The organism is Bifidobacterium bifidum ATCC 29521 = JCM 1255 = DSM 20456, from assembly GCF_001025135.1.
Taxonomy (GTDB): Bacteria; Actinomycetota; Actinomycetes; order Actinomycetales; family Bifidobacteriaceae; genus Bifidobacterium; species Bifidobacterium bifidum.
In genome coordinates this window covers 1,496,427-1,519,650 of the sequence record NZ_AP012323.1, presented here as the reverse complement: position 1 = coordinate 1,519,650, position 23,224 = coordinate 1,496,427, and the positions used below count along the sequence as shown (strand labels likewise).

15 protein-coding genes, 1 tRNA gene and 1 pseudogene are annotated in these 23,224 nt (G+C 60.6%); 13 read left to right on the top strand and 4 right to left on the bottom strand.

Annotated elements, in window-relative coordinates; translation table 11 throughout:
• Positions 1-230: 230 nt before the first annotated feature.
• From BBBF_RS06425 to BBBF_RS06400, 6 genes are all read left to right on the top strand, one after another.
• Positions 231-306, top strand: a tRNA-His gene (locus BBBF_RS06425).
• A 314-nt stretch (positions 307-620) separates the two neighbouring features.
• Positions 621-992 carry a 30S ribosomal protein S12 gene (gene rpsL / locus BBBF_RS06420; RefSeq protein WP_003813881.1) on the top strand — a complete coding sequence of 124 codons (372 nt, stop codon included), beginning with the start codon at positions 621-623 and terminating at the stop codon, positions 990-992.
• Between the two features lie 5 nt (positions 993-997).
• Entirely contained in the window at positions 998-1,468 is a 471-nt protein-coding gene (gene rpsG / locus BBBF_RS06415) for a 30S ribosomal protein S7 (protein WP_003813834.1), read from the top strand.
• A 27-nt stretch (positions 1,469-1,495) separates the two neighbouring features.
• A complete protein-coding gene (gene fusA, locus BBBF_RS06410; RefSeq protein WP_003813832.1) occupies positions 1,496-3,625 on the top strand; it encodes an elongation factor G in 2,130 nt (709 codons plus the stop codon).
• A 173-nt stretch (positions 3,626-3,798) separates the two neighbouring features.
• Entirely contained in the window at positions 3,799-4,998 is a 1,200-nt protein-coding gene (gene tuf, locus BBBF_RS06405) for an elongation factor Tu (protein WP_003815489.1), read from the top strand.
• Between the two features lie 245 nt (positions 4,999-5,243).
• Entirely contained in the window at positions 5,244-7,733 is a 2,490-nt protein-coding gene (locus tag BBBF_RS06400; RefSeq protein WP_021648618.1) for an esterase-like activity of phytase family protein, read from the top strand.
• Here the strand turns inward: BBBF_RS06400 and BBBF_RS06395 are convergent, their stop codons facing one another.
• Positions 7,734-9,044 carry an MFS transporter gene (locus tag BBBF_RS06395; RefSeq protein ID WP_172675002.1) on the bottom strand — a complete coding sequence of 437 codons (1,311 nt, stop codon included), beginning with the start codon at positions 9,042-9,044 and terminating at the stop codon, positions 7,734-7,736. It lies immediately after the preceding gene.
• A gap of 1,022 nt (positions 9,045-10,066) precedes the next feature.
• On the opposite strand from BBBF_RS06395, the gene efp reads away from it, so the two are divergent.
• The 6 genes and pseudogenes from efp (at position 10,067) to gmk (ending at position 17,602) form a co-directional block, all read left to right on the top strand.
• Positions 10,067-10,630 carry an elongation factor P gene (gene efp, locus BBBF_RS06385; protein WP_003813823.1) on the top strand — a complete coding sequence of 188 codons (564 nt, stop codon included), beginning with the start codon at positions 10,067-10,069 and terminating at the stop codon, positions 10,628-10,630.
• Between the two features lie 21 nt (positions 10,631-10,651).
• The gene (nusB, locus tag BBBF_RS06380) at positions 10,652-11,323 is read left to right on the top strand and encodes a transcription antitermination factor NusB (RefSeq protein WP_021648615.1); all 672 of its coding nucleotides are present in this window, start codon (positions 10,652-10,654) and stop codon (positions 11,321-11,323) included.
• 86 nt (positions 11,324-11,409) lie between these two features.
• On the top strand, positions 11,410-12,627 hold the full coding sequence (gene carA, locus BBBF_RS06375) for a glutamine-hydrolyzing carbamoyl-phosphate synthase small subunit (protein ID WP_003815478.1): 1,218 nt from the start codon (positions 11,410-11,412) through the stop codon (positions 12,625-12,627).
• Entirely contained in the window at positions 12,620-16,000 is a 3,381-nt protein-coding gene (carB, locus tag BBBF_RS06370) for a carbamoyl-phosphate synthase large subunit (RefSeq protein ID WP_021648613.1), read from the top strand. Before carA ends, carB begins: the two co-directional genes overlap by 8 nt.
• A gap of 18 nt (positions 16,001-16,018) precedes the next feature.
• Positions 16,019-16,939: pseudogene (gene pyrF, locus BBBF_RS10365) on the top strand (orotidine-5'-phosphate decarboxylase); the annotation flags it as partial.
• A 9-nt stretch (positions 16,940-16,948) separates the two neighbouring features.
• Positions 16,949-17,602, top strand: a complete 654-nt coding sequence (gmk, locus tag BBBF_RS10360) for a guanylate kinase (protein WP_162098250.1) — start codon at positions 16,949-16,951, stop codon at positions 17,600-17,602.
• A 243-nt stretch (positions 17,603-17,845) separates the two neighbouring features.
• Here the strand turns inward: gmk and BBBF_RS06355 are convergent, their stop codons facing one another.
• The 3 genes from BBBF_RS06355 to BBBF_RS06345 all read right to left on the bottom strand — a co-directional run bounded on the left by BBBF_RS06355 (position 17,846) and on the right by BBBF_RS06345 (position 22,145).
• Positions 17,846-19,951, bottom strand: coding sequence for a GmrSD restriction endonuclease domain-containing protein (locus BBBF_RS06355; protein ID WP_021648611.1), 2,106 nt, complete (start codon positions 19,949-19,951; stop codon positions 17,846-17,848).
• Positions 19,952-20,037: 86 nt separating this feature from the next.
• Complete coding sequence (locus tag BBBF_RS06350; RefSeq protein ID WP_021648610.1) at positions 20,038-20,709, bottom strand: response regulator transcription factor; 672 nt, start codon at positions 20,707-20,709, stop codon at positions 20,038-20,040.
• The gene (locus BBBF_RS06345) at positions 20,706-22,145 is read right to left on the bottom strand and encodes a sensor histidine kinase (RefSeq protein WP_021648609.1); all 1,440 of its coding nucleotides are present in this window, start codon (positions 22,143-22,145) and stop codon (positions 20,706-20,708) included. The genes BBBF_RS06350 and BBBF_RS06345 overlap by 4 nt, the downstream gene beginning before the upstream one ends.
• Before the next feature lie 165 nt (positions 22,146-22,310).
• On the opposite strand from BBBF_RS06345, the gene BBBF_RS06340 reads away from it, so the two are divergent.
• Entirely contained in the window at positions 22,311-23,129 is an 819-nt protein-coding gene (locus BBBF_RS06340) for a DUF5067 domain-containing protein (RefSeq protein WP_003820673.1), read from the top strand.
• Positions 23,130-23,224 lie beyond the last annotated feature (95 nt).

The window sequence follows — 23,224 nt, the reverse complement described above, 5'->3', positions numbered from 1 at the left end:
CATATTCAAGTTTGAAGACCGTAAAAAACATAATGTTTGCAGGTGTTTTCATGTGCCCAAAAAATCGCACAGAAGTGAACATATCGCCCGTCTGTCGAGGTGGAAACGCACAAAATCGCGCAGTGAATGATACTGGGCGGCTGCGCGACACGCCGCGATGACGCGGCTTGATATTTCGTGTATAGTATCCCTCTGTTGCGTTAATCCAGTTCGCTGGAACGACTCACATGGTGGATATAGCTCAGTTGGTAGAGCATCTGATTGTGGTTCAGAAGGTCGCGCGTTCAAGCCGCGTTATCCACCCCACTGAAAACCCTCCCATGCGGAGGGTTTTCGTTTATCTGCCTGTCTTGTCTGCCGTCACGACAAGCGTGTCGTTGTCCGCGGTGGAAGTAATATAGATACTTGTGTGTGCCAGTGGTGCGCCTTATGTGATAGGAGCACGCGCTGGGATATCCCGGATCTTGATTGGATCGCGCGCAGCAATGCGGACTGTGAAAGAGATACGGGCCATCGGGCCGGTGGACTGTGGCTGCTTATGACGATTCATGGTCGTGGGCGTGGGCTGCAGTGCGGCGGCTTCACGAAAAGGAAGAAACCACTGAATCGGAGAATTCAAGTTGCCTACTATTGAACAGCTCGTCCGTAAGGGACGTCAGGCAAAGCCGAAGAAGTCGAAGACTTTGGCTCTGAAGGGCAGCCCGCTGCGCCGCGGCGTGTGCACCCGTGTCTACACCACCACCCCGAAGAAGCCGAACTCGGCTCTGCGTAAGGTCGCTCGTGTGCGCCTGTCCTCGGGCATCGAAGTCACCGCCTACATCCCGGGCGAAGGCCACAATCTGCAGGAGCACTCCATCGTGCTCGTGCGCGGCGGCCGTGTCAAGGATCTGCCGGGTGTGCGTTACCACATCGTGCGTGGCGCGCTCGATACCCAGGGTGTCAAGGACCGCAAGCAGGGTCGTTCCCTGTACGGAGCAAAGAAGGCGAAGTAAGAGAAATGTCACGTAAAGGACCTGCTAAGAAGCACCAGCTGCTGCCCGATCCGATCTACGGCTCGACCGTCGTGGCCCAGCTCATCAACAAGATTCTGCTTGACGGCAAGAAGTCGATCGCCGAGGACATCGTGTACTCCGCGCTCGACATGGTCAAGGAGAAGACCGACCAGGAGCCGGTCGCCGTTCTCAAGCGCGCTCTTGACAACATCCGTCCGTCCCTCGAGGTGCGTTCCCGCCGTGTCGGTGGCGCCACCTACCAGGTGCCGGTCGAGGTCAAGCCCGCCCGCGCCAACACGCTGTCGCTGCGCTGGCTGACCGACTTCTCCCGCGCCCGTCGCGAGAAGACGATGGCCGAGCGTCTCGCCAACGAGATCCTCGACGCCTCCAACGGCCTCGGTGCTTCTGTCAAGCGCCGCGAGGATACTCATAAGATGGCAGAGGCCAACAAGGCCTTCGCTCACTACCGCTGGTAATTTCGAGATCGAGAGCAAGGAACAGCAATGGCACTAGACGTGCTTACGGATCTGCGCATGATCCGCAACATCGGCATCATGGCACACATCGATGCCGGTAAGACCACCACCACCGAGCGCATCCTCTTCTACACCGGCAAGAACTACAAGATCGGTGAGACCCACGACGGCGCTTCGACGATGGACTTCATGGCTCAGGAGCAGGAGCGCGGCATCACCATCCAGTCCGCCGCCACCACCTGCTTCTGGAACCGTCAGTCCCACGACACCAAGGAAAAGTTCCAGATCAACATCATCGACACCCCCGGCCACGTGGACTTCACGGCCGAGGTTGAGCGCTCCCTGCGCGTGCTCGATGGCGCCGTCGCCGTCTTCGACGGCAAGGAAGGCGTGGAGCCCCAGTCCGAGACCGTGTGGCGTCAGGCCGACAAGTACGGCGTGCCGCGCATCTGCTTCATCAACAAGATGGACAAGCTCGGTGCCGACTTCTACTTCTCGGTGCAGACCATCAAGGACAAGCTCGGCGCCAAGCCGCTCGTCGTGCAGCTGCCGATCGGCGCTGAGAACGACTTCGCCGGCGTCGTCGACTTGATCCGCATGAAGGCGTACGTCTGGAACGACGTCTCCACCGATCAGGGTGCCCACTACGACACCGTCGACATCCCCGCCGACCTGCAGGACAAGGCCGAGGAATACCGCGCTCAGCTGCTGGACGACGTCGCCGAGGCCAGCGACGAGCTGACCGAGAAGTACCTTGAGTCCGGCGAACTGACCGAGGACGAGATCCGCGCCGGTATCCGCAAGCTCACCATCGAGCGCAAGGCGTACCCGGTTCTGTGCGGTTCCGCGTTCAAGGACAAGGGCGTGCAGCCGATGCTCGATGCCGTCATCGACTTCCTGCCGTCTCCCAAGGACGTTCCGTCCATCAAGGGCTTCAAGCCGGGCGACGAGTCCGTCGAGATCGACCGCAAGCCGCTGACCTCCGACCCGTTCGCGGCCCTGGTCTTCAAGATCTCGACCCACCCGTTCTACGGCAAGCTCGTGTTCGTGCGCGTCTACTCCGGTGCCGTCAAGCCCGGCGACAACGTGCTCGACTCCACCAAGGGCAAGAAGGAGCGCATCGGCAAGATCTTCCAGATGCACGCCGACAAGGAGAACCCGGTCGACGCCGCCGAAGCCGGCAACATCTACACGTTCGTCGGTCTGAAGAACGTGTCCACCGGTGACACCCTGTGCGACGAGAAGGCCCCGATCTCCCTTGAATCCATGACCTTCCCGGATCCCGTCATCCAGGTGGCCGTGGAGCCGAAGACCAAGGCCGACCAGGAGAAGATGGGCATCGCCCTCGCGAAGCTCTCCGACGAGGATCCGACCTTCCAGGTCACCACCGACGAAGAGTCCGGCCAGACCCTGATCGCAGGTATGGGCGAGCTCCAGCTCGACATCATCGTCGACCGTATGCGCCGCGAGTTCAAGGTCGAGTGCAACGTCGGCAAGCCGCAGGTCGCCTACCGCGAGACCATCCGCAAGCCCGTGCTCAACGAGGTCTACACCCACAAGAAGCAGACCGGTGGTTCCGGCCAGTTCGCAAAGGTGTTCATGAACTTCGAGCCCCTCGACACCGAGGCCGGCGAGACCTTCGAGTTCGAGAACAAGGTTACTGGTGGCCACATCAGCGCCGAGTTCATCGGACCCATCGAGGCCGGTGTCAAGGAAGCCATGGAATCCGGCGTGCTCGCCGGCTTCCCGGTGGTCGGCGTCAAGGCCACGGTCTACGACGGCCAGATGCACCCGGTCGACTCCTCGGAAATGGCCTTCAAAATCGCCGGTTCGATGGCGTTCAAGGAAGCCGCTCCCAAGGCGAAGCCCGTCATCCTGGAACCGATCATGGCCGTCGAAGTCCGTACTCCGGAGGAGTACATGGGCGACGTCATCGGCGATCTGAACCAGCGTCGTGGTAACATCCAGTCCATGACCGATGCCACCGGCGTCAAGGTCATCGACGCCAAGGTCCCGCTGTCCGAGATGTTCGGCTACATCGGCGACCTGCGTTCCAAGACCCAGGGCCGCGCCATGTTCACCATGCAGATGGACTCTTACGCCGAGGTGCCGAAGTCGGTCTCGGACGAGATCATCAAGGCCCAGCGCGGGGAGTGACACGCGCAGCTGTTTTGAAGCCGTAAGTGTCTCCAGTCAGCGGTAAAATCATATACCGCTGACTGGGTTCTGGCTCCAAAGTGGCAAGAAACCCAGAAACCCAGTACAATGTAGCGAGTGTCTTGTGCCGCAAGCGCAAGCCAACTACACGAGACGTCCAGGAGGACAATTACATGGCAAAGGAAAAGTACGAGCGTACTAAGCCGCACGTTAACATTGGTACCATCGGCCACGTCGATCACGGTAAGACGACCCTGACCGCGGCCATCTCCAAGGTGCTGCACGAAGAGTACCCGGATCTGAACCCTGAGTACGACTTCAACCAGATCGACGCCGCTCCCGAAGAGCAGCAGCGTGGTATCACCATCAACATCGCCCACATCGAGTACCAGACCGCGAAGCGTCACTACGCTCACGTGGACTGCCCGGGCCACGCCGACTTCGTGAAGAACATGATCACCGGTGCTGCCCAGATGGATGGCGCCATCCTCGTTGTGGCCGCCACCGACGGCCCGATGGCCCAGACCCGCGAGCACGTTCTGCTCGCCCGTCAGGTGGGTGTCCCGCGTATCCTCGTCGCCCTGAACAAGTGCGACATGGTCGAGGACGAGGAGCTCATCGAGCTCGTTGAGGAAGAGGTCCGTGACCTCCTCGACGAGAACGGCTTCGACCGCGACTGCCCGGTCATCCGTACCTCCGCCTACGGCGCTCTGCACGATGACGCTCCGGACCACGACAAGTGGGTCCAGACCGTCAAGGACCTGATGGACGCCGTCGACGAGTACATCCCGACCCCGGTTCACGACCTGGACAAGCCGTTCCTGATGCCTATCGAGGACGTCTTCACCATCTCCGGCCGTGGTACCGTCGTCACCGGTCGTGTTGAGCGTGGCCAGCTGGCCGTCAACACCCCGGTCGAGATCGTCGGCATCCGCCCGACCCAGACCACCACCGTTACCTCCATCGAGACGTTCCACAAGACCATGGACGCCTGCGAGGCTGGCGACAACACCGGTCTGCTGCTCCGCGGCATCAACCGTACGGACGTCGAGCGTGGCCAGGTTGTGGCCAAGCCGGGCTCCGTCACCCCGCACACCAAGTTCGAGGGCGAAGTCTACGTGCTGACCAAGGACGAAGGCGGCCGTCACTCGCCCTTCTTCTCCAACTACCGTCCGCAGTTCTACTTCCGCACCACCGACGTCACCGGCGTCATCGAGCTGCCGGAAGGCGTCGAGATGGTTCAGCCTGGCGACCACGCGACCTTCACCGTTGAGCTGATTCAGCCCATCGCTATGGAGGAGGGCCTGACCTTCGCTGTGCGTGAAGGCGGCCACACCGTCGGCTCGGGCCGTGTCACCAAGATCCTCGCCTGATTTCCATCAGCGAAGAACTCGACACGCTTGAACTAGCGTTCTGAGTGGGTCCTGAAACCTTGTTTGAGGTTTCAGGACCCACTTTCGTATTCCAGGGACCCATACAGGAGAATTCCATACAGGTGGACAACGATGTCGCCGTCTTTTCATGTACTGTTCATCTGCAGACGCGTGATTATTCCCCTTCCCGATACGTTGCAGAGCCAGCATGGCCATGTGAACGGTAACGTTCGGAAGGGAAAATCATGAACAAGAGAATAGCCGCGGTGACGGCGACGACATGCATGCTGTTCGCATCCGTCATGATTCCAGCGGTATCAGCCGAGGGTACGACTGATATTGGCGCACAGAATCAGGTCAAGGCCGTTGCCTACAGCGATGCGCTGGACAAGCTCGATTACAAGGGGATTCGAGTCGGGGGACTGTCAGGTCTCACGTGGGACAAAACCGCGGATTCATATGTGGCGCAATCCGACAACCATGGGAGTGACGAATCTCGGGTGTGGTTCCTCGGCAAGGACCTGCACAACCCGTCCATCACGCGCGATCCGGTGACGTTTACCGATGTTAACGGGACGCCCTATAACGGCAACACGACGGACAACGAGGGCATAGCGGTGCTGCCCAACGGCGATTTCGCCATCAGCTCGGAAGGCATTCCCCCTGCGGGCAAGAATCAGGCCGAACACCCGACAATCAGGATCTTCGACGCCAATGGGCGGCAGAAGGGGGAGCTTGAGGTTCCGCAGCTGTTCGACATCAACACGCCCAAGGGTCAGGCGTCGCATAACCTTACGCTGGAAGGATTGAGCCTGTCTCCGACAGGGCACGAACTCGTATCGGCCATGGAAGGCACGCTCAAGTCTGACGTCTACCAGAACCGGAGCGACGCGCGGCGCTTCCTCGTATACCGTGACGACGTGACGGGCAAGGCCGGCCAGTGGACGCTCGTCAAACAGGTGGGTTTCCACACGGTACCGGGACTGAACATCTCCGATATCGTCCTCGATTCCGAAGATTCCCTGTACGTCCTGCAACGTTCATGGAACAGCGAGACCGGCAACAAGGTGGCGCTCTCGTACGTCTCCGGGCTGAATGGCGCGCCGGATGTTTCCGGTGTGGCGAACCTCAACGACCCGAAGAATGCATCCGAGTTCGTGAAATCCCGCCAGATCGGCGAGCTGGACAAGCTGCCGGATCTGGGCGCCTCCGCGAAACCCGGCGCTCATCAGGCGAACCCTCTGATGGATAACTACGAAGGGCTCGTCATCGCGAACCTCGACCAGCTCGCCACTCCCGATGCCTCGTGGCATCGCGGTGACGGCGAATACAAGGCCGCTATCTCCATCATCAGCGACGACAACTACAGCGCCACTCAGACCACGCGCATCCTCGACGTCGAAGCGGAACCGTTCCAGAAGACGGCGGCAGGATTCGACGACTCGGCAAGCGGTCGCCTGTCACAGTACGTCACGGCACTCGGCAGAAACGATCGCCTTGACTACTGGTCGGCTAACGGATTCAGCGACGGCACCGGCACGTCGGAGCCGATAGCGTTCGGCGGACTGTCCTCGACGGCGTACAACAGGAAGCTCGGACAATATGTGTCCGCAATGGACAATCATGGTACCGATGTCGCTCGCCTATGGCTGCTGGGCAACGATCTCGACAAGGCGGCTCCGACCGGCAGCATCGTCCTGACCGATGAGAACGGTACGCCATACAACGGCGAAACTACTGATGATGAGGGGCTCGGCGTGCTGCCGAACGGCGACTTCCTGCTCACCTCCGAAGGCCATCCGAACGCGGCAGAAGGCGAGCATGAGCAGCCGAAGATCCGTATCTTCGGCATCGACGGCCGTCAGAAGGACGAGTTGCCCGTGCCTGAACTGTTTGACATCAACTGCGGGGGACAGGCCGTGCACAACAAGAGCCTGGAAGCGCTGACGGTATCGCCGTCCGGCCATCAGATCGTGGTCGGCAACGAGTACGCCCTCAAGAACGATTCGCCCAGCGGCAAGGACATCGCCACCACAGCCCGCCGCGCGCTGGTCTACCGTGACGACGTGAAAGGCACCAAGGGACAGTGGAAGCTCGTCAAGCAGGTGGCGTTCAATGCCGCCGACGTGAACATGGGTATCACCGAGTTCGCGGCGATTGGCGAGGACGGATTCCTGGTGCTGGAACGCTCCTGGGACCAGACCCATGGGTACGGCATAAAGCTTGCGTATGCGCACGGCATCGCGGCCGCCCCGGACGTCTCGGATGTCGCGTCGCTGTCGAAGAGCGCCGACTCGTCGTTCCTGCCGGTCACGGAACTCGCCGATTTCGGCGGCAAGCTGACCCTTGGCGCCCAGTTCAAGCCGAATGCGCAATACATGGACGCCAACCCGTTGCTCGACAACTTCGAGGATCTGGTCATCACCCATGCGGACGACAATGGCCGGCTCGATCTGAGCCTGCTCACCGACAACAACTTCGACACCACAGAGACGACGCGAATCGTCAACGTGCAGATCGACCGGTCGGCGTTCGTCGCCGACCCGAGCAACGGCGATGGGCAGCAGCATGGTGCAACTATTCAGAGGCCTTCAGGTGCGGGTCTCGGCGGATCGACCGTCCGGCTGGCTCACACGGGCGCGGCCGTGACGGCGGTCTTCATGCTCGCGGCTGTGACTCTCACGTCGGGGCTCGTCCTCATTGCGGGTAGGCGGCTGCGGATATCGCGAGAGTAGTCAGCGCCACGGTTCAAGGTTCGAGAAAGCCGCCTTGTCAGGTATTTCACGAATACCGTTACTCATGAAGGCCAGTAATACGGTACCTGTCATGATTGCGGCGGTGGTCGCCGCCGCAATCATGTACCCCAGAGAGGAAAGCATGATTCCCGCAATACCGGACGCCAATGAGGCAAGCGTGATGTTAAACAAGGAGAACACTGAGAACACGCGGCCACGCAAATCATTCGGAATGATCAGCGACGCGTAGGCACCAAGGACGGAATTGGCGGGAACGACCATGAGATTCATGATCGCCATGCAACCGGCCAGTAGATATGTATTCTGGGTGAGTGGCTGTAAAGCGCATCCTACCATGATGATGATGAAGGAGACTTGTACTGTTCTGCCTCCCGTCAGACGGTTGGCAAGGGGAGTGGTCAGAAACGACCCGCTCAGCAGTCCGACACCGCTTCCGGTTGAGATGAGCCCAATCTGCCAGCCGGGAATGTTCAGCATCTGTTGATTCAGAATCACAATGCTGACCATCAGGGTGAGGACACAATTCAACAAGAGCACACTGCTGAATACGGATACTGCTTGTGGCCATCGCGTGTACCATGCAAAGCCTTCGATCAACGATGAATGCGATGAACTGCCGCCAATGTGGTTTCGTGGTGTTTTCTTCGTGGAATCATCGGAATCCGATGGGGAGGCGTCGTTCTTGGGCCGTAGATCCGAACGAATCAGCGGAGTCGCAACGGACATCAGCGCATACAGGACGGCGCTGATCAGGAATGGAATCTCGGGGCCTAATCCGTACAGGAACCCTGACAGCGGTTTGGAGAACAATTGGATGCATGCATCGCGCGATTCATTCGCGGAATAGGCTTGCACCAGCTGATTCCCGGTGACGATTTGAGGCAAGATGATATTGGACACATTGGAAAACACACCGGAAGTGAGTCCCCGTACAATGGCAAACAGGAATAGCAAAGGGGCCGACATCATTTTCGCAACCAGGGCCAATGTCATCACACACAGTGTTGCAGCCGATATAAGACCGCAAACAATCATGAGTTTCTTGCGATCGATTCTATCCGACAGGTGCCCGCCTGGAAGTGTTCCCAAACCTTCGCACAGTGCGAACACGGTGCCGACCATACCTGCCGTAGTTACATCATGGCTTACCGCATATGCCACCAGCGTGAACGCAAATCCGCCGATTGTGGTTCCCAGTGCTGACGCAGTGTCAGCCACGAACCAGGACCGGTAATCCCTCACCCTCCATGGTGAGATTGTTGATTCTTTTTCCTGACGTTTTTCAGTCACGGTTTTTTCTTCTTTCTGTTGATATGAATAGTTCGATTACATCGAAGAGACTGTTGACGTCATCTCCATATACAGGATGCTCTGCTGTATCGTTCCACCCATAGGGGATGAGGGCTTCCCTTTTGAACGTCAGATATTGTATGCACGATTCCAATTGCTGTTGAATAGTATTTGAGGGAACGTCATATCCGGCAATTTGAAATCGACTTTTCTCATCACCAGGAAGTCAACTATTGATTGAATGTGTCTTTCGTAGTCGCGAGGAGGAAGCGAGACATGTAACTTCCAGAAGAAGGCCGGAAACTGGTTGCCTGTAAAATGGACAAAGGCGAAATGCCCTTTGATTTCTACGGATCTGGTGCCATGTGATTCTAAATTGACCAACAAGAGCAGCACCTCCTAAATAGTGAATAGCTCCTACCATAAACGAGAAAGGGAATGAAGATGTTTCTCTCTGATGCTGATGTAACGAATCATATCTATATCGTTCACAGCGGTGTAATAAATGCGGCAACGCTATGTTAGTGAAAGGAGGCGAATGATTATGGATACCGAAGTCGAGACGTTACCAAGTAAGTCGACTAGGCAGGAAGGATATGTTGAGGCGAAGCATTGCCTGTGCATAGAATTACTGCCAGACGTCAATGAGTGCGCGACGCGTATCTTCGCGCCGCAGGTTCGTGTTTCAGACCACATGCTTGATTCCGTTCTTTGCATCAACACTATAAACTGCATCGATTGATTACGTGAGAATGGCGTCATGTCGGTTGTCTCCTATCGGTTCAGCCGACATGTCGTCATTGTCATTATTATGTTCATTATTCAGCTACTAAGTCATTAGGTGAATTGTCGTTAACCACTATTGCTTGTTCCGTTTCAATTGCATGAGGAACAGCTGATGCAGCCGGAAGATGCCATTGGGGGATTGTTCGGCCGCGACGCGCTGTATAGACGGTATGGCATAATAGACAAGGCTATTTTTGAGCTTTGCCGAAATTGAAAACATGAAAAGGTGAGTTACTGTGGCACAGACTACCAATGACATCAAGAACGGATCCGTCCTGAACCTGGACGGCCAGCTGTGGACCGTCACGAAGTTCCAGCACGTCAAGCCGGGCAAGGGCCCAGCTTTCGTGCGCACCACCATCAAGAACGTGCTGAGCGGCAAGATCGTCGACAAGACCTTCAACGCGGGCATGAAGATGGAGTTCGAGACCGTTGACAACCGCAACCTGCAGTACTCCTACGAGGACGGCGACAACTTCGTCTTCATGGACATGACCACCTACGATCAGGTCTACATCCCCAAGACCCTCGTCGGCGATCAGGCCAAGTTCCTGCTGGAAGGCACCGACTGCGTCGTGTCGTTCCACGACGGCACCCCGCTGAGCGTCGAACTGCCGGCCTCCGTGATCCTGACCATCACCCACACCGAGCCCGGCCTGCAGGGCAACCGCTCCAACGCCGGCACCAAGCCCGCCACCGTCGAGACCGGCGCCGAGATCCAGGTCCCGCTGTTCGTGGGCGAAGGCGAGAAGGTCAAGGTCGACACCCGCGACGGCTCCTACCTCGGCCGCGAGAACTGAGAGTAAGGACAACAGGCTTCCATGGCACGTTCCACCGCTCGCAAAAGGGCTCTGAACACGTTGTATGAGGCGGACGAGAAGGGACAGGATTTCCTGTCCCTTCTTGCTGAGCGCATCGAAGAGCCTGGTGCGCAGACCCCGCTTCCCGACTACGCCATCGAGATCGTGCGCGGCGTCGCCGATCACCGGCGTGAGATCGACTACATGCTCAACGAGCATTCCACCGGGTGGAAGGTTCGCCGCATGGCCGTCGTGGATCGCAATATCCTGCGCATCGCCGCATGGGAGATCATCTTCAACGACGACGTGCCCGATCGCGTGGCCATCGACGAGGCGCTCGGCCTGGCCAAGACGTTGAGCGACGGCGACTCCCCGGCGTTCATCCACGGCCTGCTCAGCGCGATTTGCGATGACACCGAAGGACGCGAGGCCATTCTCCACCCCGAAAACGACGAGCCCGACGCACAGCCGAGCGACGACGGTCAAGAGCCTGGTGAGCCTGCCGGCGAAGCGTCGCATGCGGAAGCCGAAACCGGCGATTCCGAAGAGTCCGAGGACGATGACATCGCCGACGGCGTCGATTTCGACGACATGACGTTCGACGATGTATCCGATGACGTTGCCGAAGCTGCATCCGAGCAGACGTCCGATCCACAAGCCGGCCAGCAGGACGGCGAGTCCACAAGTAAATGACGAGAACCAGCCGAATTGCCGGTGGGGCGCGTCCCCGCCGACAGTTAAGGTTGGTACGAATATCCTGAGAAAATAAGGGGGTTTTGGTGAACCAGATTGATTCCGAAACCGTGAGTTTTGCCCCTGATGACGCCGTGCTTGTACTTGAGGACGGGCAAGTGTATGTGGGTGACTCTTACGGCGCGATCGGCAAGACCACTGGCGAGATCGTGTTCGCGACCGGCATGACCGGTTATCAGGAGACTTTGACCGATCCCAGTTACGATCGGCAGATCGTGGTGCAGACGTTCCCGCACATCGGGGACACGGGAATCAACCGGGAGGATCCAGAATCCTCCCGTATCTGGGTGGCTGGATACGTGGTTCGCGATCCCAGCCCCACCGTCAGCAATTGGCGGGCCACGGGCAGCCTTGACGACGATCTCGTCGCCGAGCACATCGTCGGCATCAGCCACATCGACACCCGCAAGCTGGTGCGCCACCTGCGCTCCGCGGGCGTCATGCGTGCCGGAATCTTCTCCGGTGACGCGCTGCTCGACGACGAAGGGCGCCTGAAGACCGTCGCCGCGCTCATCGACGAGGTCAAGGCCACCCCGCAGATGAAGGGTCTGAGCCTGTACGACGAGGTCAGCACCAAGGAGACGTATACGGTCGAGCCGTGTGGCGAGTACGAGGGCAAGGAGCCGCTCTACACCGTCGCCGCCGTGGATCTCGGAGTCAAGGGCATGACCCCGCATCGCATGGCCGAGCGCGGCTGCCGCGTGCACGTCGTGCCGTCCACCATCACTTTCGAGGAACTCACCGCGCTGAACCCGGACGGCGTGTTCTTCTCCAACGGCCCCGGCGACCCGGAGCAGGCCGACCCCGAGGTCGAGCTGCTGCGCAAGGTCCTGGACGCCGGCTACCCGTTCTTCGGCATCTGCTTCGGCAATCAGCTGCTCGGCCGCGCACTCGGCTTCGGCACCTACAAGCTCAAGTTCGGCCATCGCGGCATCAACCAGCCCGTCAAGGACCTGACCACCGGCAAGGTGGAGGTCACCGCGCACAATCACGGCTTCGCGGTTGACGCGCCCATCGGCGAGACCGTCGACGCCCCGTTCGACAACGGGCACTTCGGCAAGGTGTTCGTCAGCCACATCGATCTGAACGACGACGTGGTCGAAGGCCTGCAGTGCGTGGACATCCCCGCGTTCTCCGTGCAGTACCATCCCGAGGCGGCGGCCGGCCCGCACGACGCCGCATATCTGTTTGACCGTTTCGTCGATCTGATGAAGACGTCCAAGGAGGAAAACCGCAATGCCTAAACGCACCGACATCAAGTCAGTGATGGTCATCGGCTCCGGCCCGATCGTGATCGGGCAGGCGGCCGAGTTCGACTACTCCGGCACCCAGGCGTGCCGCGTGCTGCGCGAAGAGGGCATCCGCGTCATCCTCGTGAACTCCAACCCGGCCACGATCATGACCGACCCGGAGATGGCCGACGCCACCTACATCGAGCCGATCGCCACGCCCATCCTTGAGCAGATCATCGCCAAGGAACGCCCCGATGCCCTGCTGCCCACCTTGGGTGGCCAGACCGCACTGAACGCCGCGATGGCGCTCGGCGAGGCCGGTGTGCTCAAGAAGTACAACGTCGAGCTGATCGGCGCCTCCCTTGACGCCATCGACCGCGGCGAGGACCGCGAGCTGTTCAAGAAGGTCGTCGACGAGGCGGGCGCCGAATCCGCACGCTCCGAAGTTGCCCACTCCATGAAGGAAGTGGACGCCGTCGCCGCCGAACTCGGATACCCGTTGGTGGTGCGCCCGAGCTTCACCATGGGAGGCCTCGGCTCCGGCATCGCGCACGACGAGGAGGAGCTGCACCGCATCGCCGGCGCCGGCCTGCATTACTCGCCGACCGACGAGGTGCTGCTGGAGGAGGGCATCGAAGGCTGGAAGGAATTCGAGCTCGAACTGATGCGCGACCGCAACGACAACGTCGTGGTCGTCTGCCCGATCGAGAACGTCGACCCGGTCGGCGTGCACACCGGTGACTCCATCACCGTGGCCCCCTGCTTCACCCTGACCGATCGCGAATACCAGAAGCTGCGTGACATCGGCATCGCCATCATCCGCGGCGTGGGCGTCGACACGGGCGGCTGCAACATCCAGTTCGCCGTGCACCCCGACACCGGCCGCATCATCGTCATCGAGATGAACCCGCGCGTGAGCCGTTCCTCCGCCCTGGCATCCAAGGCCACCGGCTTCCCGATCGCCAAGATCGCCACCAAGCTGGCGCTCGGCTACACCCTCGACGAGATCCGCAACGACATCACCCAGTCCACGCCGGCCTCCTTCGAGCCGACCATCGACTACGTGGTCACCAAGGTGCCGCGCTTCGCGTTCGAGAAGTTCCCCGGCGCCGACCCGCGTCTGACCACGTCGATGAAGTCCGTCGGCGAGGCCATGGCACTCGGCGGCAACTTCCAGGAGTCGCTGGGCAAGGCCATGCGCTCCATCGACAAGCGCCACATGGGCTTCAGCTGGGATGGTGACAAGCCGGACGAAGCCGAGGTCGCCGAACTGCTCAAGGCCATCACCGTGCCGACCGAGCACCGCTATCTGCAGATTCAGCGCGCTCTGTGGGGCGGCGCCACCGAACGGCAGATCTTCGACGCCACCAAGATCGACCCGTGGTTCGTCAAGCAGCTGGCCCTCATCAACCAGACCGCGATGGAAGTGCGCGACGCCGAGAAACTCACCGCCAAGCTGCTGAAGAAGGCGAAGCTCGCCGGCCTGTCCGACCTGCAAATCGCCCACTTGCGCAATCTCGGTGACGAGGGCGAGAACACGATTCGCGAGCTGCGCTGGACCTACGGCCTGCGCCCGGTCTACAAGACCGTCGACACCTGCGCCGCCGAGTTCGACGCGGTCACGCCGTACTACTACTCCTGCTACGCCGACGAGACCGAGCTGCGCAAGCGCGACCGCGAGGCCGTCATCATCCTCGGCTCCGGCCCGAACCGCATCGGTCAGGGCATCGAGTTCGACTACACCTGCGTGCACGCGGTGCAGGAGCTCGGCAAGGACTATGACACGATCATGGTCAACTGCAACCCCGAGACCGTCTCCACCGACTACGACATGTCGAACCGGCTGTACTTCGAGCCGCTCACCTTCGAGGACGTGCTGGAGATCTATGAGGCCGAGAAGAAGATGGGCCCGGTCAAGGGCGTCATCGTCCAGCTCGGCGGCCAGACGCCGCTGTCGCTGGCCGCGCGACTCAAGGCCGCCGGCGTGCCGATCCTGGGCACCACCCCGGAGTCCATCGACCTGGCCGAGAACCGCGAGCTGTTCGGTGAGGTGCTGCGCCGCGAGCACATGAACGCGCCGCGCTACGGCACCGCGCTGTCGCTCGAAGAGGCCCGCGAGGCCGCCCACAACATCGGCTATCCGGTGCTCGTGCGCCCCAGTTACGTCCTCGGCGGACGCGGCATGGAAATCGTCTACGACGACGCCCAGTTGACCAAGTACGTCAACCGTGCGCTCGACGAGGCCAAGGCCGACACGGTCGTGTCCGGACACCTGCCCTCCCCGCTGCTCATCGACAAGTTCCTGCAGGACGCCATCGAAATCGACGTGGATGCCCTGTTCGACGGCGAAGAGCTGTACATCGGCGGCATCATGGAGCACATCGAAGAGGCCGGCGTGCACTCCGGCGATGCCGCATGCACGCTGCCGCCGAGCACGCTGTCCGACGACCAGATCCGTCGCCTTCGCGAAGGCACCTACGCCATCTCCAAGGGCTGCGGTGTCAAGGGCCTGATCAACGTGCAGTACGCCTTCATGGCCAACACGCTGTACGTCATCGAAGCCAACCCGCGTGCCTCCCGCACCGTGCCGTTCGCATCCAAGGCTACCGGCGTGGCCCTGGCCAAGGCGGCCGCCCGCATCATGGCGGGGGAGACCATCGCCGATCAGCGGGCCAACGGCCTGCTGCTGCCCAAGGGTGACGGCGGTGACATCCACCGTGGCCAGCAGGTCGCCATCAAGGAGTCCGTGCTGCCGTTCAAGCGCTTCCGCACGCCCGTCGGCAAGACCGTCGACATCCTGCTCGGACCCGAGATGCGCTCCACCGGCGAGGTCATGGGCTTCGACCGTGACTTCCCGCACGCCTTCGCCAAGAGCCAGCTCGCCGCATACGACGGCGGACTGCCTACCAGCGGCAACGTCTTCATCTCCGTCAACGACACCGACAAGCGGCAGCTGCCGCTGATGGCCGTCCGTCTGGTCGAGCTCGGATTTTCCATCTGGGCCACGGAGGGCACCGCGTCCGTGCTGCGCCGTTACGGCATCGACTCGAAGATCGTCGACAAGATCAGCACCCGCGTCGACTCTGACCCGGATGCGGCCGTCAAGGTCGAGCACGCCGTCGGTGGCATCGGAAAGAACGTGGTCGAGCTTATCGAAGAAGGCAAGATCGACATGATCCTCAACACGCCGAATTCCCGGGGATCGCGTTCCGACGGATATTCCATCCGCGCTGCGGCCATCGCGGCCGACCTGCCCCAGTTCACCACCATGACCGAGTTCTCCGCCGTGCTGATGGCCATCGAAGCCGTCAAGCACAACGATTACCAGATCATGAGCATCCAGGAGCACGCCAAGCAGCTGTTCGAGTTGGAGAGCCAGGAATAAGTTAGGCCAGGAGCAATCATGACACACGCCAGCAGTGAGGAAGAAATCAAGGCCATGCGGTCGGATTTCGGACTGCGCCTCAGCGGTTCGATGGCCCAGTACGGCCCCTTGTGCGTCGGCATCGACCCGCACAGGAAAAACCTCACTGACTGGGGGTATAACGTCGACGCGGAAGGCGCGGAGCTGTTCTCCATGCGCATGCTTCAGGCCATGCGAGACCGCGCCGCCGCTGTCAAATTCCAGGAGCCCATGTTCGAGCGCTACGGGTCCAAGGGATTCGCGGCGCTCGAACGAGTGCTCTACGCCGCTCGTCAAATGGGCATCATCACCATCGTGGACTGCCTCCATGGAGGCCTGTCCACCACCATCTCCGCCATCGCGGACGCATACTTCAAGCCGGGCGCCCCTCTGCTGGCCGACGCCATCACCCTGCTGCCGTACTATGGCGCACGCTCGCTGCGGGGCCTCACCAATGAGGCCCTCAACAACGGTCGCGGCGTCTTCATCGCCTCCCTGACCTCCAATCAGGAAGGCGCCAGCATGCAGACGGCCATCCGCCAGAGCGGCGACTTCAAGGGCAAAACCGTGGCGTTCGGCATCGCCAGCACTGCCCAGAAGTTCAATGACGACATCGACGGTATGGGCTCGGTCGGGCTCATCATCGGCGCCACCATAGGCCAGTGGATCGCCGACAGCGGTGTCGACCCGGCGAAATTCACCGGTCCCATCCTTTCCCCGGGCTACGGCTGGCAGGGCGCCGAGGCCAAGGACCTCAAAACCGTCTTCAAAGGCACCAAGGGCAACGTTCTGGTGACCGTATCCCGTTTCATCGCTGCCCATGGGCCCGATATTTCCGCGCTTGCCCAAGCCACCGAGGCCATCGCCATCGACGTCCGGCAGGCGCTCTACGAAGCCATGAAAGAAGGCGAGGACAAGGAGAAAGACGGTATGGGAACCATTACCGCATCACTGCAGCAGACCCCGGCCGAGCCAGCGGCCACTCCCGACGATGATGGCACACCTCGCAAGCGCCTCGTCGTCCTCACCGGCCCCGCCGGTGTGGGCAAGGGAACCGTCGAGAACATCCTGCGCAAGAACCATCCCGGCGTCTGGGTCTCCGTGTCCGCCACCACCCGCAAGCCGCGGCCCGGCGAGGTCAATGGTGTCAACTACTGGTTCCTCGACGACCAGCAGTTCACCGACAAGGAAGAGGCCGGCGATTTTCTCGAAACCGCCACGGTCCACGGCCTGGCCCGCTACGGCACGCCCCTCAAGCCCGTTCAGGAACACCTCGCCGAAGGCGTCCCCACCATTCTTGAGATCGACCTGCAAGGTGCCCGACGCGTCAAGCAGCGTGCCAAGGAGCTCGGTCTCGAAGTCGTCTATGTGTTCATCGCCCCGCCCAGCTTCGACGAGCTCGTTCGCCGGCTCAAGGGACGTGGCACAGAAACTCCCGAGGAAGTCGCCAAGCGTCTGGAAACCGCTCATGTCGAACTCTCCGCCGAAAACGAATTTGACGTCACCATCGTCAATGATGATGTCGATAAGGCGGCGGAGGACCTGTGGCGGGTCATCGCCTCCGAATACGGCATCACGGAGTGATCGCCGAGCGGCACATCTGACTGCCAGACCGTTGCCGTTGGTTGTTGCCGCTGTTTTATGCGCCCCTTATCCAGCCAGAGTCCCATCCGCATGCACTGCGATGGGACTTTTTCGGTATACGCATCATCTTCCATCCGCCCACAGTCCCATTTATGTCGTCTGATGTGGGACCATGGCCGGGTGAGGGATATGGGAATGGCGGACTTGTCGAAGTGCCGTGGTCGTGGACTGGCAGCCAGGCGTCTAGCGGGTGCGCAGACGGTAGGCTTTCCAGATATCGCTGAGTTTTTCGCCGTTCGACGTACGCTTCCACACATCCAATCCGGCGCTGCGACCGCCTGCCGCGCGTGCCGCGGCCGTGGGCGACGCATATTCCGAGCCGTCCTCAAGACGGAAGCGTCCCTCTTGGGTCACGGTCACCAGCCAACGTTCGCCCTTGCGCGGTCGCTCCCATACCAAAGTCTCGCCGGGAATCAGCAGACCGGCGGCGACGACCTGCTTGATGGTGACACGCTGTGAACCGCGCGTCTGCCGGGAGCCTGCATCGCCGGAAAGCTGCTCCGGGGGTTTGCTCGTCAGATCGGCATGGCTCTCGTCATAACGGATGTCCCAGTATTCGGCAAGCAGGCGAATCGTCTCCTTCTGCCGGTATTCCAGCATCGCCGGCGTGCATTCGTTGAAGTCGGCAATCTGCTTGGTCAGCGGGAAACGGCAGGAGTCGGCACGCAGCAGCACGCGGTCGCGACGGCGCCCGTACTCCGTGAGCCGGTCGATCTGCCCCTCCTTGCCTTGCATCAGCACCATATTGCCCAGACGATACATCCAATAGTCATGCAGGTCCGCCGTCCAGGAAGAGAACGACGCCGCCGACGCGATATCCAGAGGCATGATCGGTACGACCGCCAGCGCACGCGGGCGCGGAATGCGAGCCCCGGCACGCTGCTCGTTGGCCCGAACCAACAGCAGACGCACCAGATCAGGGTCTCCCTGCAACTCGCCATGCAGCCTGATCAGGGCACCTGCCCGGTCGGCGGCGCTGACGGACAGTCCGCGTACCAAGCGAACAGGGAATCCCTTATCCAGATCGCGGATCGCAGCTGCGGTGTGCCCACGACGGTCAATGGCACTCCGACGATTCAGCATATCGACACCGGCCACCTGTTCCAAAGCGCACAGAATCTCGCCCAAGCGCTGTCGGTCATGCGATCCCAACGGGTCGGCCGTCCTGCCGCAGTCCCGTGCCGAATGCGAACCACGTTGGGCGAAGAACGAGACCTCGGGGTCGCCGAGGTTCCTGAACGAATGCGTCAGCGCCCACATCGCCACGGCTTTCCACTCATGATGCCGATAGTCGTTCAGCGCCTCCAGCCTGCCTCGAACATCATCCGGCAGCACGGTATCCGACGGGCGCTCAAGAATGCGCCACGCCATGGCATACGGGGCGAGAATACCGTCGATGAACGCCTCAATGGAATGACCGGCGAGATACTGGTTCAGCACGTCGGAAAGGAAGTCCTCGATCAGTTTGCCCGTCGCGGGCTTGTGCGTGAGGATGAGATGCAGGTACCGGAAGAACTCCTCCACGCGGGTGGCGTCATCGCCCAGCGGATCCATGATGTCATCCCAACGGGAGGCGTACGTGTCCACCGCGGCGGCGGGCAGTCCTGACATCGCCCGGGCCTTGAACACATCCGATGGCGTCAGGGGGAGGCCGCGCATGTTCATGACGTCGAAAATACGATGCGCTCCATCAAGGTCATCGGTGGTGACGATGACCAAGGTCACCGAATTGACCAGATAGGATGCGAACCGGTGGCGTTCCTCCTCGTCAAGCTGTGCCAATGCATCGTATGCCTGCTTTGTGTTGGCGATGATGTTGCGCTGCGCATTCGAGGAGCAGTCCTCATCGTTCATGTCGAACAGCGCCTCCAGATTGCCTTCCTGAACGTATTCGCGGAAAAATGCGGCGTCGCGTTCACGGAGTGTCAGCCGGGGTTGCGAGGTGATGCCGCGCAGCTTGTCTCCGGGCTCGACGATCAGAGCGTCCAGCAGACGCATCCATTCCTCGTCATGTTCGAGGTCGCGCAGCGCGGCGATGATGATTGACAGCGAGACCAGACGCTGCTGGCCGTCGATGACCGAGAAGCTGGTGTCGCCTTCCCGCACGAGAATCAGAGAACCGAGGAAATACGGCGTTTCCGGTGATTTGCATGCCTCCTCAAGGTCGCTGATGAGCTGCAGGATGTTCTCCGGTTTCCAGATATAGGCGCGCTGGAAGGATGGGATGGACAACTGATAGTCCGGAGTGAACACCTTGCCCAGTGGTTTTTCCGTCGCGTTGATTGCCATGACGCCCCCTCATCGGTAGCTGCTGAGCATCAGCGTACCAGCGGGTCGGTATGGATGCGCTGGCGGCGACTTGCGTGACGGCGCCGTTACAGGTCCGCTCGTTCGACAAGCCGTGCCATCTGCACGCGCCCCATGTCGAGTTTGTCCGCGGCACTGGAGAGATGCGCTTTCGCGGTGCGTTCCGATATGAACATGCGTCCTGCGATCTCGGCGTTGGTGCAGCCTTCGGCGGCGAGCAGCACGGCTTCGCGCTCCCGGGAGGGCAGCGTGTCCAGCAGGGCCCGAGCCTCGTCACGCCTGGACTGGGGACGCTGCATGCTCAGATCATTGATGAGCTGTCTCTGGCTGGCCGGATTGAACTGCGGGGTCCCCTCGCATATGCCGACTATGCGGCGGATGATGTCCTCCGGCGCGTCGGTCTTGGATACGAATCCCTCGGCGCCGGCCTCCACGGAGCGTTCTACCGTGTTGGACGGGTTCAAGGATGTGAGGATCAGCACGTGAGGAGGATTGCGAAGCGCGCGAAGACGACGGGTGGTCTCGATGCCGTCGATGCCGGGCATCGCCATATCCATGAGAACGACGTCCGGGTGCTCGCTGTTGGCGTTTCGCACGGCGGTGGCTCCGTCGGTTGATGTGGAGACGACAGAGACACGCCCCTGCGAGTAATCGCGGAGAATCATACTCATCGCCTGGCACACCAGCGGATCGTCGTCTATGACGCTCACGGTGATGACGTGCTGTTCGGAATCGTTCACGGCTTCATTCTATCGGCTTGACAGGCGATCCACGGCATTGCCACGTCGAGATGGAAGACATGGTGGTCGTCGTGCCCGTATCGGCATGTCCCGCCGGCCGTCTGCACCCGTGCCGTCAGGCCGGCAAGTCCGTTGCCGTCCGTTGCGGATGGGACCTCGCGCTCGTTCGGGGCGGAGAGACCGCGCTTCATGGGATTGCTGATGTGGATATGGATGCCGTTGCCGGGGTTCATCGTGACTTCCACAGACACCGGCTCACCCTCGGCGTGTCTGCGGGCATTGGTCAGCCCCTCTTGGATGGCTCGGTATGCGATTTTCCCTGTGCCCTCATCGAGGTCGGAGAGCTGCTGGATGTCTATCCAGGTGTTGATGCGCATGCCGGCGGAGCGCGCATCGTTGATCAGGGCGTCCAATGACGGGCGTGTCATTGACGTTTGCGGGGCGGGAGCGAGCTGCTGACGTGCCTGTTGGGGGTGACGGAGCATGCCGATGATGGAATGCGCCTCATCCAAGGCTCCTGCGGATTGCCGTCGAATCTCCTCGGATTTCTCCTCGATAAGCGAAGCCTGATTCCGCAATTCGGGGGTCAGCATCTGCCCCGTCTCATGTGGGTTCGTCGCATCGGCAAGCTGGATGAACGCCCGTGCCTCGCCCTGCAGGGCACTGGCGTTCAAGGCGATGAGGGACAAGGAATGAGCGAGCGTGTCGTGGGCTTCGGCTGCGATGGCGTCGGCCAGCTGCTGATCGGTGAGATTGCGATGCAGGCTCACCGCATAATCGCTGATGGCCTGGGTCTTGGTAGCGGCCTCGTCCAATTGCACTCGTGACCGGATATACAGTCCCGCCAGAATGGCGATGAGGACGGCTATCAGCTCCACCACAACGGCTGTGGCTATGATGGTCGGTCTCCCCTCAAGCATCACGGCATGGCCCGAGGCGACATCCGAATCCGGCTTGATGAAGATGGCCGATTGCCACATCGAGGAGTTGAACGGGCGCAACGTGTCGCGCATCTGCCCCCAGACCCCGACCAGCGTCGCCGCGACGATGGCGCGGATGATGCGCTGCCTGCCGCGGCGTCTTGCGATCAGCGATGTGAGCGCCATCAGCATCAGCATCGGATCATAGGGAAAGATCAATATGACGGCGCAGCAGATCCAGAACACCGGTTCCGGGTGCTTGTCGCGTGCAAGCAGCAGGAACGGGAACGCGAAGGCCAGTAGGGAACTCGCGATGAACCAGACGTACATGGCGTTGACCGGATTATTGATGTACCGGGTGGCTGCGAATGAAGTCTGCACCAGGCACATGAACGCGGAAACGGTGATCATCACTGCGGTGCACCATACGCGCGTGCGCACGGCGACGGTGTCCTCGTCGGACGTCGTCGCCGGGAGCGGTCCTCCCGCGCGGGGGTGGGGCGAGGAATCATTCATGGCATCCACTCTACGGGGTCAGGTCTTTCCGCGCCATCGAACGCGGGTTCATTCTTATCTGCCCGAAAGGGCAATCGGAAATGAACGTTCGTCCACTGATGCAAACGTGCGAACTCCGATAGCGTGGATGGTGCATAACTCACCGAGATCAAGAAGGAGAATGCTATGTCGCACGGTATCAAGGGGGAGACGTCCGCACAGGGCACCCCCAAAGGAACCACGATCTGCGGTATCGTAGGCGTCGTCTTTGGCGCTTTGGGGCTGGTCCTCAGCTTTATCCCGATCGTGAACAATATAGCGGCCATCCTAGGCGCCATCGGCGTGGTGCTGGCGATCATCGCCATGGTGGGGACGTTCCGCGGCAAGAAGGCGGGCAAGATACTTTCCATCGTCGCGGCGGTGCTGTCGGTGCTCGCCATCGTCATCACTCTGGCCATGCAGTCCGCAGCCAGCAAGGCCATTGATGAGGCCATTAACGGTTCCGGCACGTCACAGAGCAAGTCATCCGACGCGAAAAAGAGCGGCGACGATTCCTCCAACGACGGTTCCGCGAACAACGATCCGACGAACAATGACTCCACCGATACGACCAAGGCATCGGGGGAGCAGGACCAGGAGGGTGATCTCAAGAACCTCCATGTCACGATCGTCTCCGCGGCGAAATCGGGCAACGACTATGAAGACAAGCCTACGGTTATGGTCACGTACGAATGGAAGAACAATTCAGGCAAGAACAACTCCTTCGCCGCGCTGGCGCATCCCCAGGTGTTCCAGAACGGACAGGCCCTGGACACCGCCGTCTATCTTGACCAGCCGACCGGATATGACATGAATTCATATACGGCGGAGATCCAGCCCGGAGCGACAGGAAAGGTGACCCTGGGATACGTGTTGAAGGACGAGTCGACCATCACCGTCGACGTGACCGACCTGTTCTCCATCGATGACTCCCGGAAGGTCGTGCACACGTTCGACCTGAAATAGACGAATAGGCAGGCGTTGCTGGTGTGATGCTCAAGGCTGAACATTAATGATTTGTTCAGCCTTCTCCGTTACGATGAAGCGTACGCAAACAAAGG